Here is a 13,275-nt window from a genome sequence, read left to right on the forward strand (position 1 = left end):
CTGGTAGCTGATCCCTACCATGTGTGTGTTTGAAGGAGTACTTGGCCAACACCGGTCTGTCGGTGTTGGCTTTTTTATTGCCGCCTCGAAGCGTCCCACGGGACTACCGCTTGCTCCGTTCGACGCCTTGGACGATCATGCTAGGATGGTCAGTGCCAGGGTGCTGGAGGGAAATATCATGGCTACATTTGGTATCGACGCTGTGCGCATCAACCCTTCAAACGACCGGATCACGCATGTGCGCTGGGCTGCTGTCGACCCCGCCACGCGCAGCTGGTTGTCGCCCACTTCGATTGTCGAAGTGGCTCAGGTGGTGGACGCCATCCATCGCGGCGACGCTGTCTGGTCGCTTTTCACGCTCGGCGGCACGCGCTTTCTCGGGCCGAAAATCGTGGCCGTCTCTCATACCAACGGGCACGACGGAATCGACACCGACGTCCCCGACAGCCACATCGAAAAATGCATTGACGACCTGCCGCGCATCTAGCGCGCGGCCTTCGCTTTCGTCGTACTTTGCGCCTGGCGTAGTTCGAGCCACATCGGCTGATGATCCGACGACCGGCTGTGCGGATCGACCTCGCAGCTCGCCACCCGCGGCGCGAGATCTTCGGTGACGAAGATGAAGTCGCACGCAAACGGCCCGTCGGCCCATTGCTCGTGGTCGTACAGGCCGACCGTGGCGGCGCGCGGGCTGTCGCCGTGCGCGCAGGCCCAGGCGTCGGCGAACGCGGGCGCGCCCGGCACCGCTTCGAGCATCTTCCGATAAGCGGCGCTGCCGAACGCGCTGTTGAAGTCGCCGCAGACAACCGCGCTCATGGGGCGCCCGGTGTCGGCAAACGGGCTGTCCTGCTTCTCCGCGTGCGCCGGGCGGCGCGCGTGCTCACACGCCTCCTGATGCAGCGCGCGCAGCCGCTCGACCTGCGCGAGCCGCTGCGTTTCCGAATAAAACTCCAGATGCGTGCTGATCACGCGCAGCGGCCCGACGTCCGTTTCGATCACGGCTTCGAGCGCGACGCGCAGCATCGACGGCTTCGCGGGATCGGCGGGCCAGGGCAGCGAGTGGCGCAGCACCTGTCTCACCGGCAGGCGCGTGACGATCGCGTTGCCGAACTGACGCCGCCGGGTGCCCCCGCCGACGGGCGGAAGGTCGGAGCCGATTGCGTCGATTACGGTCATGCCCGGCAGCAGGGCGGCGAGTTCCGCGAACTGATCCGCGCTGGGGCCGCCCGCGAGGCCGCCTGCCGATGCCGGCTCGTGAAAGCCGCGCGTCACTTCCTGCATGCACATGATGTCGAAATCGACCAGCGCACGCGCTTCGCGCACGATGCGCGCGAGATCGACGCGGCCGTCCACGCCGCGCCCCCATTGAATGTTCCAGTCGACGAGCCGCATGAAATTTCTCCTGCAAGAGCTGTCCGGGTGTGTCCGGTTAGTCTATCGCCGGTAGACGGCCCGCGCCTGTGCCGGCGGCGCCTATGTTCGCGACGCCTGACGAATTTTCTCGTGCAGCATGTCGATTCCTTCGCAGCGGAATCGTCGTAGCAGTGTGTGAAACTTCTCCACGCAGCTTCTCAACCCGGCATCTCAACCAGAAAGGCGGCTTACTATGACCACCGGAACCATCAAACTCCACCGCGTTTTGCGTGCGCCTGCCGAACGCGTCTATCGGGCATTCCTCGAACCCGACGCGCTCGCGAAATGGCTGCCGCCGTATGGCTTTACTTGCCAGGTCCACCACTTCGAGGCGCGCGTGGGCGGCACCTACAAGATGTCGTTCCGCAACTTCGGCAGCGGCAACAGCCACTCGTTCGGCGGCGAGTACGTGGAACTCGTGCCCGCCGAGAAGATCCGCTACACCGACCGGTTCGACGACCCGAACCTGCCCGGCGAAATGTCCGCGACCATCACGTTTCGCAAGGTGTCGTGCGGGACCGAGGTTTCGATTCTCCAGGAAGGCGTACCGGAGGTGATTCCCGTCGAAATGTGCTACCTCGGCTGGCAGGAATCGTTGATGCAACTCGCGAAACTGGTGGAGCCCGAGATTCCCGGCTGAGCCCGCGACGGCCGCTCACGCCACCTTCAACTGCCCGTTTTATCGCGCTCGTTCTGCGCGTAGACTGAATGAAGCTCCGCAATCGCCGGCAAGGGTGTCGAGGTCTACCGTCCGGCGGCGTGCTGCATCGCGCGGCACGCAGGCACGCGGGCGCCGGCTGCGACACGGAGGTTGGCGATGAGCGATTTCAACGAGGCCCGCGAGCGCATGGTCGAGCGGCAGATCGTCGGCCGCGGCATTCGCGATCCACGGGTGCTGGCCGCCATGCGCAGGGTGCCGCGCGAAGCCTTCGTGCCCGACTACCTTCGCGATCTCGCTTACGAAGACAGACCGCTGCCCATCGGCAACGAGCAGACCATTTCGCAGCCTGCCATCGTCGCGACGATGCTCGAGGCGGCGGACCTGTCTCCCACGGACGTCGTGCTCGACGTCGGCACCGGCTCCGGCTATGCCGCTGCTGTGGCGGCCACGCTTGCCGCGCAGGTTTATTCGATAGAACGTCACGCGGAACTCGTCGCCATGGCGCGCGACATGCTTGCGCGCCTGAATATTTCCAATGTCACTGTCTATCTCGGCGACGGCACCGCGGGCCTCGCGGAACACGCGCCGTATGACGCGATCATTGCGGCGGCGGGCGGGCCGCATATTCCCGATGTGTGGCGCCGGCAGCTTGCCATCGGCGGCCGCATCGTCATGCCCGTCGGCCGCGAGCTGCATTATCAGAAGCTCATCAAACTGGTTCGCCATGGTGAAGACGACTATCGAAGCTGCTCGCTCGGCGAAGTGAGCTTCGTGCCGCTCGTCGGCGCCGACGCGTGGCCCGCGCCGGACGAGCATCGACGCGGCGCGGACAAAAGTGGTGGCGGTGGAGGCAGTGGCGTTGGCGGAGGCAGTGGCGTCGGCGGTGCGGAGCGCGGGCGCTCGTGCCCGATGAGCGCCGGCGAGGTGGCGGGCCGGCACGGCCTGCTGGCCGTGGCCTGAAGCGGAGGAGACATCGACATGAACGGCTACCAGATCACCTTCTTCACCCAGCACGATCGCCGCCATCGCGGCAAACCGCTGGCCGACTGGCTCGTCAGTCTGGCCGGCGAACTCGGGCTGCGCGGCGCGACCGTGATACCGGCGAGCGAAGGCATCGGCCACCGTCATCGTGTGCATTCCGCGCATTTTTTCGAACTGGCGGACCAGCCCTTGTCGATCGTGATGGCGGTGACGAACGAGGAAGCCGGCGTCTTGTTCGAGCGCTTGCGCGCCGAGGGCGTGCATCTGTTCTATGTGAAGACCGCCGTGGAATTCGGCGTGATCGGCAATGAAGATGGGGACGCCGCGCGCTAGCGCAGCCGGCCGCAGCCGGCCGCGACTGAACTCAGACCACCGCGATCGTCACGTCGATATTGCCGCGCGTCGCCTTCGAATACGGACATGTCTGGTGGGCCATCTCCGTGAGCTTCTGCGCCGTGTCGCGCTCGATGCCAGGAAGGCTCACATTGAGCCGCGCGCGCAGGAAATAGCCGCTGTCGTTCATCGCGAGATCGATTTCGGCGTCGACGGCGGTCTCCGGCGGCAGTGCCACGCGCAGCGTCTTCGCGGCGATTCCCATGGCGCCGATAAAGCACGCGGACCAGCCCGCCGCGAGCATCTGTTCCGGGTTCGTGCCGGTCGCGGATGCGCCCGGCGAGCCGAGCTTGACGTCGAGCCGGCCGTCGTCGCTGCGCGCCGCGCCGTCGCGGCCGCCGGTGGTGTGCGTTTTGCCGGTGTACAGCAGTTTGTCTGATGAGTTCATGATTGGATTTCCCTGCTTCGGTAAGTAGTAGGCGACTGATGGCTGCTCGCTTTTCAGTCTTCGGCAGTCCGTCCGGATGGGCGCGAGGCGTTGCGCCGAATCCGTCGTTGACGAGATTAGACGGGCGCCGCGTATCTGGCTTGTGTCCGCGAAACGGCGGTATTGCAATGGCGTGTATCTCGCGAGGCCGCCTACACACTGCGATACAAACCCCGCGCCGCTGCAATGTTTTGTGTCGGATACGGCTTCAGATACATTGCGACATAAATCGCCGCCGGCCGCGCGCTATAAAGCAGGCATTGCCAGTCACGGAGAGTCTGATGAACACCGAAACGCTGAAGGGAAGCTGCCACTGCGGCGCCGTCAAATTCCAGGTTACGACACCGGTCGCGCCCGCGGGCCGCTGCAATTGCAGCCTCTGCCGCCGCAAGGGCGCGCTGATGACCCCGCCGTTCGAAGCGAGCCAGTTGAGCATCACGCAAGGCGAGGACGCGCTCACGCTCTATCAGTTCAACACGCGCGTTGCGCGGCACTTTTTCTGCAAGCATTGCGGCATTTATCCGTTTCACCAGACGCGCAGGGACCCGAAGCTGTGGCGCGTCAATATCGGTTGCCTCGAAGGGATCGATCCGTATACGCTGGATGCCGGTCTTGCCGACGGTGCCAGTCTTTCCGTCGTGGAGGACGCATGAACCGGCCGATGACGCGCCTGCTCGCGATCCTCGCGTTCGTCGCGGGCGGCGTCGCTGCCGAATGGACGCATCCGGTGCAATGTTCGATGCTGTGCGCGAGCCGGGTGCAGGTGAAACGTCAAAAGAGATGATCCATTCATGGACACGACCGACCACGTACTGATCGTCGACGACGATCGCGGCATCCGCGAATTGATCGCCGGCTACCTGGAAAAGAACGGCATGCGCGTGTCGCTCGCCGCGAACGGCCGGCAGATGCGCGCGGCCCTGGAACAGGGCGCGCCCGACCTGATCGTGCTCGATCTGATGATGCCCGGCGAAGACGGCCTCGTGCTATGCCGCGAACTGCGCGCGGGCAAATTCCGCACGGTGCCGGTGCTGATGCTGACCGCGCGCAACGAAGAAGCCGACCGCATTCTCGGCCTCGAAATGGGCGCCGACGACTACCTGCCCAAGCCCTTTGCGGTGCGCGAGCTGCTCGCGCGCATCCGTGCGGTGCTGCGCCGCGCGCGTATGCTGCCGCCCGGCATGCAGGTGACGGAAAGCGCGCAAATGCTCGGTTTCGGCGACTGGCGGCTCGACACGACCGCGCGCCATCTGCTGGATTCGGAAGGCACGATGGTCGCGCTGAGCGGCGCCGAGTATCGCCTGCTGCGTGTGTTTCTCGACCATCCGCAACGCGTGTTGACGCGCGATCAACTGCTCAATCTCACGCAAGGCCGTCAGGCCGATGCCTTCGACCGTTCCATCGACCTGATGGTGAGCCGCCTGCGCCAGCGCCTGCGCGACGAAGCACGCGAACCGCGTTACATCAAGACGCTGCGCAGCGAAGGCTATGTCTTTTCCGCGGCCGTGAACGTGATCGAGGATCAGCCATGAAGCTGCTTTCGTCGCTGCACTGGCCGCGCACGCTGTTCGCGCGCCTGACGGTGATTCTCTTTATCGGACTCGCGTCGGCGCAGGCGTTGTCGTTCTGGCTCACCATGACGGAGCGCGACCAGACAATGACGAACGTGATGATGGGCTACATCGAGCGCGAGGTTGCAAGCTCGGTCGCGTTGCTCGATCACCTGCCCGCAGACGAACGCGCCCAGTGGCTGCCGCGTCTCGCGCGGCGCAGCTACGAATTCGTGCTCGGCCCCGGCGTGAGCGGCGGGCCGGTGGATGCGGATCTGTCGGCGCGAGTCGCGCGCTCCATTGCCGACGGCATCGGCACGAACTATCCGCTCACGGTGAATGCGGTGCCGGGCGATCGCGAACGGCTGCAGGCCCATCTGAAACTCAGCGACGGCACGCCGCTCACCATCGACATGCGCCCGATGTCCGGTGCGCCGCTTTCGCGCTGGCTGCCGCTCGTGCTGCTGCTGCAACTCGCCGTGCTGCTCGGCTGCTGCTGGTTCGCGGTGCGCACGGCCACGCGTCCGCTGCACGAGCTTGCGGTCGCCGCCGACGCGCTCGGCCCCGACCTGAAGGCCGGGCGCCTCAGCGAAAGCGGGCCATCGGAAATTGCACGCGCGGCCCATGCTTTCAACGCCATGCAGGAACGCATTGCGATGTACGTCACCGAGCGCATGCAGATACTCGCGGCCATTTCGCACGATCTGCAAACGCCGATTACGCGCATGCGTCTGCGCGTCGACATGATGGACGGCGAACCCGAAGGCGCGAAGCTGCGCCAGGATCTGCAGGAAATGGAAGCGCTCGTGAAAGAAGGCGTGACGTATGCGCGCACGCTGCACGGCGCGACGGAAACGCCGTGCCGGATCGATCCCGACGCGCTGTTCGACAGTCTGGTGTGCGATTACGTCGATGCCGAGCAGGCGGTCTCGCTGCAAGGCCGCTTCGGCATGCCGCTGATGACGCGGCCGCAGGCACTGCGGCGGATCGTCGGCAATCTGGTGGACAACGCGCTCAAATTCGGCGGCGCGGCGGAGATCCAGATCGCCCTCTCGCCGGACGACAGGCAGGCCACGATCTCGGTGCTCGACCGCGGCCCCGGCATTCCCGCCGAGTCGCTCGAAGACGTGTTCCAGCCGTTCTTCAGGCTCGAAGGCTCACGCAACCGTCAAACGGGCGGCACCGGTCTGGGCCTTGCGATCGCGCGCCAACTGGCCCTTGCAATGGATGCCACGCTGGAGCTGCATCACCGGGCCGGCGGCGGCCTGGAGGCCCGGCTCACGCTGCGCAATCTCGTCGCGGCGCCGGCTGCGGCGGTGGCGTAGCGCGCGGGCGGCGTGGCATTGAGCCGCCGTTGCGGTGCTTTGCAGATTCAGGTGTTGCAGGTTTCAGCGGCTGGCGCGCTCAGCCCCGCGAGCGTGCCGCGCCTACCGATAACGGCCGGTCCTTCTCCTTATCCTTCACCTCGTTGCGTCCCGCGAGTTCGGCCGTCGTTTCGGCGCCGAACAGAAACACCGCCGCCGAAAAGTACAGCCACATCATCAGCACGGCGAGCGAGCCGGCTGCGCCGAACGAACTGGCGGTGCCGGCGTGCGTGAGGTAAAGCCCGAACAGATGCCGGCCCACGGAAAACAGTATCGCCGCCGTCATCCCGCCCACGGCGGCATGCGCGAGACTCACGCGCGCGTCGGACATCCATCGGAGAAGCGCCGTGAAGGCGGCGCCGAGTACGATCAGGCCGAGCACGGTCTGCAGGACCGCAGTGACGATAACGAGCGGCGAGTCGCCAAATAGCGCGTGGCCGGCGTAGGTGATCGCGGTATCGAGCACGAGCGACACCACAAGCAGAAAGCCGAGGCCGAGCACCATGCCGACCGACACGAGGCGCGTGCGCACGAGCCATGTGAGGCTGCTTTTGCTTTTGACGTTTTTCTCGGCTTCGAGCACGACGTCGAGCGCCGTGTTGAGCGACGTGAAGGTCGCCGACGCGCCGACGATCAGCAGCACGAGCGACACCACGGCGGCAATTCCCCCGCCGCTCGCGCGATGCGCATGTTCGACGATGGTCTGCATGGCCTCCGCCGCGTCCTTGCCGAGAATGCCGCGCACCTGCTCGAAGAGCCGCCCGCGCGCCGCGTCTTCGCCGAAAAACCAGCCGGCGACGGCGAGCACCATGAGGAGCGTCGGCGCAAGCGAAAAAGCCGAGTAGAAGCCGACGCTCGCGGCCATCATCGGGCAGCGGTCGGACATGAAGCGCTTGCCCGCATTGACGACGACCATAAGCGCGTTGCCCAGCCGCCCATGCTTCCTGCGCGCCGCCGCGGGTGAGGGAACCTTGTTCATAAACGCCTCGTCATTGAACGTGATGACGCGCCGCGGCAAGATCCGGCGAGTCGACAGCTGAACCGCCAGCAGGGGCCGCAACGCTGGATTGCACCGCGCATGGAGCGTGCCTGGCGGCAGGCGCGCGGCAGTTCGGCAATGCGTGCCGTCGTCGCGAGCGCGGCCCGCATGTATCGGCAACGCGGGACCCGCCGTAGTTTTTCTTTTCCGCCGACGCAAATCTTCTCGTTTGTCCAATCACCGCGCAGAGCCGATAGTTCAGTCACCGAAGGCGCACTGCAAGACCCGCCGCACGAAGCGGCAACCGGCCGGGCAGTCCGCTCTCATTCCTGAATCTGAACAAAACTCTGGAGCACAACATGAACACGTCGGAAAAAGTCGCAGTGGTGACGGGTGCCTCGCAAGGCATCGGCGCAGAATTGGTCAAGGCGTTTCGCGAGCGCGGGTATCGCGTGGTGGCGACAGCCCGCAGCATCAAACCGGTCGACGATCCGAATGTCGTCACGGTGGCGGGTGACATCGCCGATCCGGACACCGCGCGCCGCGTGATCGCGGAAGGCATCGCGCGCTTCGGTCGCATCGACACGCTCGTCAACAACGCCGGCGTGTTTCTGGCGAAGCCGTTCACGAGCTACACGTCTGAAGACTACGCGCTGGTGAAAGGCGTGAACCTGGACGGGTTCTTCAACATCACGCAGCTCGCCATTGCCGAAATGGAGAAGCGCCAAAGCGGACATATCGTCACCGTCACGACGACCCTCACGGATCACGCGATCAGCGGCGTGCCTTCGGTGCTCGCTTCGTTGACCAAGGGCGGCCTGAATGCGGCGACGAAGTCCATCGCGATCGAATACGCGAAAGCCGGCATTCGCGCGAACGCGGTATCGCCGGGCGTCATCAAATCGCCGATGCATCCGGTGGAGACGCATGCGGCGCTGGGCAGCCTGCATCCCATGGGCCACATGGGCGAAATGAACGACATCGTGCAGGCGGTGCTGTATCTGGATTCGGCGCCGTTCGTGACGGGCGAGATTCTGCACGTCGACGGCGGCCAGAGCGCCGGTCATTGAACCATCAGGAAGAACCGGGCGCCGATTCGCGGCGCCCGTCTTTGCCACGGAGAACGAGATGCCTATCGTCACCATTCAGATCACGCGCGAGGGAACGAAGCCCGGCGCAACAGCGGTCACGGCCGAAGAAAAAGCGCGCCTGATCAGCGGGGTCAGCCACGTGCTGCTCGACGTGCTGAACAAGCCGCTTGCGGCCACCTTCGTCGTGATCGAAGAAGTGGACATGGAGAACTGGGGCTGGGGCGGCCTGCCGGTCGAGGCATACCGCAAGCAGGCGGCGCTCAGGAAGGGCGGCGGCGGCGCGAGCACCGCCTAGACAGCCCGCAGTTTCAATATGCGCGGCGAGCGGTCGGCTTACCGCGTGTTGGCCTCTTCGAGAAGCCACGCCTTGAACGCGGCGACGGCGGGCTCGCCGCCGTTGTCCTTTCTATGGACAACGTAATAAGCAAGATCGCACGGCTGTGCCTCGGGAAACGGCCGCACCAGCCGGCCTTCGGCGATGTCGCGCTCGACAAGGCAGGTTCTGCCGAGCGCCACGCCGTTGCCCGAGATCGCAGTGTGAATGGCGGCGGCGGAGTCGTTGATCTGCAGGCCGCGGTCGCAATCGACCACGCCCGCGTTGCCCGTCTTCTGCACCCATGAGCGCCACGTGGGAAAGGCGGGCGCCGTGCGCATCGAGATGTCGTGAATCAACGGATGGTGGTTCAGATCCGCCGGGGTTCGGAGCGGATGCTCGCCTTCGAGCAGCGCGGGGCTGCACACGGGGAAGAACTCGTCGCGCATCAAAAAGGTCGCGGCGAGCTCGGGCCACTGGCCGGTGCCGTAACGAATGCCCGCATCCACGCGCTCCGCCGTGAAGTCGACGAGCTTCAGCGACAGATCGATGCGCAGATCGTAGCTCGGATACTTGCGCTGAAACCGCTCCACGCGATGCAAAAACCATTTGTCGGCGAGTGCCGGCGGCACGGTCACGGTCACCGTGATGCGCGCCTTACTGGCTTTCAGCCGCTCGACCGCTTGTGCCAGCAACTCGAAGCCCGCCTGCAATTCCGGCATGGCCGCGCGCGCCGCGTCGGTCAAGACGAGCCGCGACGCGCCCGAGCTCGAACGATGAAACAGCTCCATGTTCAGCGTTTCCTCCAGCCCGCGAATCATCTGGCCGATCGCGGCGGGCGTCACATGCAGTTCTTCCGCAGCGGCGACATAACTCAAATGGCGGCCGACCGCCTCGAAAGCGCGCAGTGCGTTCAGGTGATTGGGTGCTCGCATGGGCCGCTTCACAACCTTGATTGATTTCGATTGCCGCATGCTGGCAGGCGCGCATGGCGGCGTCAACCTGTCAGATGCGGCGCTGCATCAGCCGGGTTGCGCGAGCAGCTCGCGGATCTTCGCTTCCGTCTGCGCATAATCGCCTTCGCCGAAATGGCTGTACACGACGTGTCCTGTCTTGTCGAAGAGATAGAGCGCGGGCCAGTACTGATTGTCGAACGCATTCCATGTCGCGTACTGATTGTCGAGCGCGACCGGATAGCGAATGTCGAACTTCCTGACCGCCGCGCTCACATGCCCGGCGTCGCGTTCGAACGGGTACTCGGGCGTATGAACGCCGATCACCTGCAGCCCCTGAGCGCCGTACTGCTTGTACCAGTTCTTCACGTACGGCAGCGTGTTCACGCAGTTCACGCACGAGTAGGTCCAGAAGTCGACCAGCACGACTTTGCCGCGCAGTTGCGGCAGTGTGAGCGGCGGGCTGTTGATCCAGCTGTCGATGCCGGTGATCTGCGGCGCGGCGGGCGGATGGTGCTCGGCTGCGCTGATCGCGCTGCCGCGCGTCGCCGCGAGGCTCGCGATCAGCGCGAGCGCGATGAACGAGCCCAATGTGGCGAGAGTTTTGAGTCGGGCGGGCATGATGGAGTTGTCCTTTGCATGGGAGGCGCCGCAGCGCGAGGGTTGATCGGCAGGTACGAGCGCATTGGACGCCGCCGACGTATCTGCCATGTGTCGTTTGCGGCCCGCTTCTGCAATGTTGTATGTCCACGCCGACGTCCGATACGTTGCGATACAAAACCCCGCGCCCATGCGCGTGAGCACGCGCCAGAGCACGCATCGCCGCACCGCGTTCTGTATCGGACTGTATCCACGCCGCCGCCGATACATGCGCTTGCACAACCCCACCTTCGCCGACACAAGCCCGATACGTGCCGGTCGTTCAATGCCTGAAGCGTCATTCGCAACCCGAGCGGTCCGGCCTGCGCCGCCCGCCACGTTATTGAACGAAAGGACACCGTTATGCTGCTCAATCTTCTCGCCTTCGCCGGCGGCATGCTGACCATTTTGAGTCCGTGCATTCTTCCGGTCGTGCCGCTCGTGTTCGCGCGCGTCGACCAGTCGTTCGTCCGCCATGGTTTGCCGCTTCTTGCCGGCATGGCGCTGACGTTCGCCGCCGTCGCGAGTCTCGCCGTCGCTGGCGGTGCGTGGGTCGCGCACGTCAATGAATATGGACGCTGGATCGCGCTCGCGTTCTTCGGGCTGTTCGGCGCGGCGCTGCTGTTTCCGTCGATAGCCGAGCGGCTCACGCATCCGCTCGTGAGCGCCGGCAATCGTCTGGATGGCGCGGTGCGCCGCGACGGCGGCGAGCCGCGCCTGATGTCGTCGGTCGCGCTCGGCGTTGCCACGGGTTTGCTGTGGGCGCCGTGCGCGGGCCCGATTCTCGGTCTCGTGATGACGGGTGTGATCCTGCATCGGCCGGGCGGCGCGGGCGTGTTGCCGTTGCTCGCGTTTGCGGCGGGCGCGGCGGCGTCGCTCGCGATCGTGCTTGCGCTCGGCGGGCGGCTCGTTGCGATGCTCAGGCGCTCGTACGGCGTGAGCGAGCGCGTGCGTCAGGTGCTCGGCGCGGCGGTGATGCTGTCGGCGGCGGCGATCGCGCTCGGCGTCGATACGCGCGCGCTGGCGCTGCTGCCGTCGCTGAATACGACCGGTATTGAAGATAGGCTCGTGCAGCGGTGGTCGCGGCGCGGGGAGCCGCAGGAGAAGGATAGGCAGCCGGTTGAAGCGCAGCGCGCGGTGCTTAAAGTGAGCGCGAAAACCGCGCCGGTAGGCGAAACGAAGCCCCTCCCGATCGCCGCCCCCCTTCCCTTGCCCGTGGAAGGCGCCTTGCCGCCGTTGTCTGGCGCGGTCGAGTGGCTCAATTCGCCGCCTCTGACACCGGGCGATCTGCGCGGCAAGGTCGTGATCGTCAATTTCTGGACGTACTCGTGCATCAACTGCCTGCGCACGCTGCCGTATCTGAAAGCGTGGTCGAACCGGTATCGCGATCAGGGGCTCGTCGTCATCGGCGTACACGCGCCCGAGTTCGCGTTCGAGCACAACGTGGCCAACGTGAAGCGCGCGGCGGCCGACCTGCACATCGACTATCCGATTGCCGTGGATAACAACCTCGCGGTGTGGCGGGCGTTCGACAATCGATACTGGCCGGCGTTCTATATCGTCGATGCACACGGCGACATTCGCTATCACCAGTTCGGCGAAGGCGGATACGACAAGTCGGAACAGGTGATCCGTCAACTGCTGGCCGAGGCCGGGCATGCGACGCTGCCCGCACCCGCGGGCGCGGCGAGGGCGTCGGGCATCGAAGCGGCCGCCGATCCGAGGAATCTGGAGTCAGGCGAGACTTACGTCGGTTATCGCCAGGCAGAAGGTTTCGCTTCGCCGGAAACGCTCGCGCCCGACATGCTTCGCGACTACAGCAGCCCCGCGCGGCTCGCCACAGGAAGCTGGAGTCTCGCCGGCGAGTGGACCGTCGCGGGCGAGCGCGCTCGCTCGGGCGCGAGCGGCGCGAGGATCGCCTACCGCTTTCACGCGCGCGATCTGCATCTGGTGCTGGGGCCGATGGCGGACGGCAAACCGGTGCGCTTCAGAGTGACAATCGACGGCAAGCCGCCGGGCGCGTCGCATGGCGCGGACACGGATGCAAACGGCGTGGGCGTGGTCGATAATGAGCGGCTTTATCAGCTCGTGCGGCAAAGCGGCGCGGTTCAGGACCGCACGTTCGACATCGAGTTTCTGGACACGGGCGTGAGCGCGTATGCATTCACGTTCGGTTAGAGGAAAGCGGCGTTAGTGCGCAGAGGCCTTCTCAAAAGCGGGCGCTTGCGAATAGGCCGGATGCCAGCCGCCCAGCAGGCGGTCGACGGCCTCGCGTGCATCGCGAAGCGCGTCGGCCAGTGCCTGCTGCGAAAGCCTCGCGGAACAGGGAGTCGTTTCGCCACGCGTAGCGACGCTCAGCGTGCGCTCGCCGAGCTGGCGCGTGATGGTGCGATGCACGCGCACGTGCCGACCGTCCGCGCAAACGGTTTCGACTGCTTCGATCAGCAGATCGAAGCCGCGATAACTTTCGCAAAGACGTTGCGTCATGGCCGGCGCCCCAGCAGTCAGCCG

General features: G+C 65.4%; 17 protein-coding genes. 11 read left to right on the top strand and 6 right to left on the bottom strand.

Going from position 1 to position 13,275, the window contains the following annotated elements; translation table 11 throughout:
* The first annotated feature begins 178 nt into the window (after positions 1 to 178).
* Positions 179 to 487, top strand: coding sequence for a hypothetical protein (locus ACEN8U_RS04685; protein ID WP_013590776.1), 309 nt, complete (start codon positions 179 to 181; stop codon positions 485 to 487).
* On the opposite strand, the gene ACEN8U_RS04690 is transcribed toward ACEN8U_RS04685, so the two are convergent.
* The gene (locus ACEN8U_RS04690) at positions 484 to 1,392 is read right to left on the bottom strand and encodes an endonuclease/exonuclease/phosphatase family protein (RefSeq protein WP_310108589.1); all 909 of its coding nucleotides are present in this window, start codon (positions 1,390 to 1,392) and stop codon (positions 484 to 486) included. The genes ACEN8U_RS04685 and ACEN8U_RS04690 overlap by 4 nt on opposite strands.
* Positions 1,393 to 1,606: 214 nt before the next feature.
* Between ACEN8U_RS04690 and ACEN8U_RS04695 the strand changes: the two genes are divergently transcribed.
* The 3 genes from ACEN8U_RS04695 (at position 1,607) to ACEN8U_RS04705 (ending at position 3,388) form a co-directional block, all read left to right on the top strand.
* Positions 1,607 to 2,053: an SRPBCC family protein gene (locus ACEN8U_RS04695; protein WP_309588011.1), complete on the top strand. Its 447-nt coding sequence runs from the start codon at positions 1,607 to 1,609 to the stop codon at positions 2,051 to 2,053.
* A 177-nt stretch (positions 2,054 to 2,230) separates the two neighbouring features.
* On the top strand, positions 2,231 to 3,034 hold the full coding sequence (locus ACEN8U_RS04700; RefSeq protein WP_310108587.1) for a protein-L-isoaspartate(D-aspartate) O-methyltransferase: 804 nt from the start codon (positions 2,231 to 2,233) through the stop codon (positions 3,032 to 3,034).
* An 18-nt stretch (positions 3,035 to 3,052) separates the two neighbouring features.
* On the top strand, positions 3,053 to 3,388 hold the full coding sequence (locus tag ACEN8U_RS04705; protein ID WP_310108585.1) for a DUF190 domain-containing protein: 336 nt from the start codon (positions 3,053 to 3,055) through the stop codon (positions 3,386 to 3,388).
* A 31-nt stretch (positions 3,389 to 3,419) separates the two neighbouring features.
* Here ACEN8U_RS04705 and ACEN8U_RS04710 read toward each other — a convergent pair whose 3' ends face one another.
* The gene (locus ACEN8U_RS04710; RefSeq protein WP_310108582.1) at positions 3,420 to 3,836 is read right to left on the bottom strand and encodes an organic hydroperoxide resistance protein; all 417 of its coding nucleotides are present in this window, start codon (positions 3,834 to 3,836) and stop codon (positions 3,420 to 3,422) included.
* A gap of 320 nt (positions 3,837 to 4,156) precedes the next feature.
* On the opposite strand from ACEN8U_RS04710, the gene ACEN8U_RS04715 reads away from it, so the two are divergent.
* The 4 genes from ACEN8U_RS04715 to ACEN8U_RS04730 are packed head-to-tail and all read left to right on the top strand — an operon-like array spanning position 4,157 to position 6,750.
* Complete coding sequence (locus ACEN8U_RS04715) at positions 4,157 to 4,528, top strand: GFA family protein (protein ID WP_310108580.1); 372 nt, start codon at positions 4,157 to 4,159, stop codon at positions 4,526 to 4,528.
* Positions 4,525 to 4,659, top strand: a complete 135-nt coding sequence (locus tag ACEN8U_RS04720) for a hypothetical protein (RefSeq protein ID WP_310108805.1) — start codon at positions 4,525 to 4,527, stop codon at positions 4,657 to 4,659. Before ACEN8U_RS04715 ends, ACEN8U_RS04720 begins: the two co-directional genes overlap by 4 nt.
* A 7-nt stretch (positions 4,660 to 4,666) precedes the next feature.
* A complete protein-coding gene (locus tag ACEN8U_RS04725; protein ID WP_013590768.1) occupies positions 4,667 to 5,407 on the top strand; it encodes a response regulator in 741 nt (246 codons plus the stop codon).
* Positions 5,404 to 6,750, top strand: a complete 1,347-nt coding sequence (locus tag ACEN8U_RS04730; protein WP_310108579.1) for a HAMP domain-containing sensor histidine kinase — start codon at positions 5,404 to 5,406, stop codon at positions 6,748 to 6,750. Before ACEN8U_RS04725 ends, ACEN8U_RS04730 begins: the two co-directional genes overlap by 4 nt.
* A 79-nt stretch (positions 6,751 to 6,829) precedes the next feature.
* On the opposite strand, the gene ACEN8U_RS04735 is transcribed toward ACEN8U_RS04730, so the two are convergent.
* Entirely contained in the window at positions 6,830 to 7,768 is a 939-nt protein-coding gene (locus ACEN8U_RS04735) for a YihY/virulence factor BrkB family protein (protein WP_310108576.1), read from the bottom strand.
* 359 nt (positions 7,769 to 8,127) lie between these two features.
* Between ACEN8U_RS04735 and ACEN8U_RS04740 the strand changes: the two genes are divergently transcribed.
* A complete protein-coding gene (locus tag ACEN8U_RS04740) occupies positions 8,128 to 8,838 on the top strand; it encodes an SDR family oxidoreductase (protein ID WP_310108573.1) in 711 nt (236 codons plus the stop codon).
* Between the two features lie 58 nt (positions 8,839 to 8,896).
* Positions 8,897 to 9,154 (top strand): 4-oxalocrotonate tautomerase family protein, encoded by a 258-nt coding sequence (locus tag ACEN8U_RS04745; RefSeq protein ID WP_310108571.1) that lies wholly within the window; start codon positions 8,897 to 8,899, stop codon positions 9,152 to 9,154.
* A 38-nt stretch (positions 9,155 to 9,192) separates the two neighbouring features.
* On the opposite strand, the gene ACEN8U_RS04750 is transcribed toward ACEN8U_RS04745, so the two are convergent.
* Positions 9,193 to 10,107 carry a LysR substrate-binding domain-containing protein gene (locus tag ACEN8U_RS04750; RefSeq protein ID WP_310108570.1) on the bottom strand — a complete coding sequence of 305 codons (915 nt, stop codon included), beginning with the start codon at positions 10,105 to 10,107 and terminating at the stop codon, positions 9,193 to 9,195.
* A gap of 87 nt (positions 10,108 to 10,194) precedes the next feature.
* On the bottom strand, positions 10,195 to 10,746 hold the full coding sequence (locus ACEN8U_RS04755; RefSeq protein ID WP_310108801.1) for a thioredoxin family protein: 552 nt from the start codon (positions 10,744 to 10,746) through the stop codon (positions 10,195 to 10,197).
* Between the two features lie 381 nt (positions 10,747 to 11,127).
* On the opposite strand from ACEN8U_RS04755, the gene ACEN8U_RS04760 reads away from it, so the two are divergent.
* Positions 11,128 to 12,942 carry a cytochrome c biogenesis protein DipZ gene (locus ACEN8U_RS04760; protein WP_310108568.1) on the top strand — a complete coding sequence of 605 codons (1,815 nt, stop codon included), beginning with the start codon at positions 11,128 to 11,130 and terminating at the stop codon, positions 12,940 to 12,942.
* A gap of 12 nt (positions 12,943 to 12,954) precedes the next feature.
* On the opposite strand, the gene ACEN8U_RS04765 is transcribed toward ACEN8U_RS04760, so the two are convergent.
* On the bottom strand, positions 12,955 to 13,251 hold the full coding sequence (locus ACEN8U_RS04765) for a DNA-binding protein (protein ID WP_310108565.1): 297 nt from the start codon (positions 13,249 to 13,251) through the stop codon (positions 12,955 to 12,957).
* Positions 13,252 to 13,275 lie beyond the last annotated feature (24 nt).

Origin of the sequence: Paraburkholderia phenoliruptrix (assembly GCF_047325075.1) — a bacterium.
GTDB lineage: Bacteria > Pseudomonadota > Gammaproteobacteria > Burkholderiales > Burkholderiaceae > Paraburkholderia > Paraburkholderia phenoliruptrix.

Excerpts from the sequence above, each read along its gene's own strand:
- ACEN8U_RS04750 (WP_310108570.1), bottom strand. The coding sequence starts at position 10,107 with ATGCGAGCACCCAATCACCTGAACGCACTGCGCGCTTTCGAGGCGGTC.
- ACEN8U_RS04735 (WP_310108576.1), bottom strand. The coding sequence starts at position 7,768 with ATGAACAAGGTTCCCTCACCCGCGGCGGCGCGCAGGAAGCATGGGCGG.
- ACEN8U_RS04710 (WP_310108582.1), bottom strand. The coding sequence starts at position 3,836 with ATGAACTCATCAGACAAACTGCTGTACACCGGCAAAACGCACACCACC.
- ACEN8U_RS04715 (WP_310108580.1), top strand. The coding sequence starts at position 4,157 with ATGAACACCGAAACGCTGAAGGGAAGCTGCCACTGCGGCGCCGTCAAA.
- ACEN8U_RS04745 (WP_310108571.1), top strand. The coding sequence starts at position 8,897 with ATGCCTATCGTCACCATTCAGATCACGCGCGAGGGAACGAAGCCCGGC.
- ACEN8U_RS04700 (WP_310108587.1), top strand. The coding sequence starts at position 2,231 with ATGAGCGATTTCAACGAGGCCCGCGAGCGCATGGTCGAGCGGCAGATC.
- ACEN8U_RS04765 (WP_310108565.1), bottom strand. The coding sequence starts at position 13,251 with ATGACGCAACGTCTTTGCGAAAGTTATCGCGGCTTCGATCTGCTGATC.
- ACEN8U_RS04705 (WP_310108585.1), top strand. The coding sequence starts at position 3,053 with ATGAACGGCTACCAGATCACCTTCTTCACCCAGCACGATCGCCGCCAT.
- ACEN8U_RS04760 (WP_310108568.1), top strand. The coding sequence starts at position 11,128 with ATGCTGCTCAATCTTCTCGCCTTCGCCGGCGGCATGCTGACCATTTTG.
- ACEN8U_RS04725 (WP_013590768.1), top strand. The coding sequence starts at position 4,667 with ATGGACACGACCGACCACGTACTGATCGTCGACGACGATCGCGGCATC.
- ACEN8U_RS04690 (WP_310108589.1), bottom strand. The coding sequence starts at position 1,392 with ATGCGGCTCGTCGACTGGAACATTCAATGGGGGCGCGGCGTGGACGGC.
- ACEN8U_RS04685 (WP_013590776.1), top strand. The coding sequence starts at position 179 with ATGGCTACATTTGGTATCGACGCTGTGCGCATCAACCCTTCAAACGAC.
- ACEN8U_RS04755 (WP_310108801.1), bottom strand. The coding sequence starts at position 10,746 with ATGCCCGCCCGACTCAAAACTCTCGCCACATTGGGCTCGTTCATCGCG.
- ACEN8U_RS04720 (WP_310108805.1), top strand. The coding sequence starts at position 4,525 with ATGAACCGGCCGATGACGCGCCTGCTCGCGATCCTCGCGTTCGTCGCG.
- ACEN8U_RS04740 (WP_310108573.1), top strand. The coding sequence starts at position 8,128 with ATGAACACGTCGGAAAAAGTCGCAGTGGTGACGGGTGCCTCGCAAGGC.
- ACEN8U_RS04730 (WP_310108579.1), top strand. The coding sequence starts at position 5,404 with ATGAAGCTGCTTTCGTCGCTGCACTGGCCGCGCACGCTGTTCGCGCGC.
- ACEN8U_RS04695 (WP_309588011.1), top strand. The coding sequence starts at position 1,607 with ATGACCACCGGAACCATCAAACTCCACCGCGTTTTGCGTGCGCCTGCC.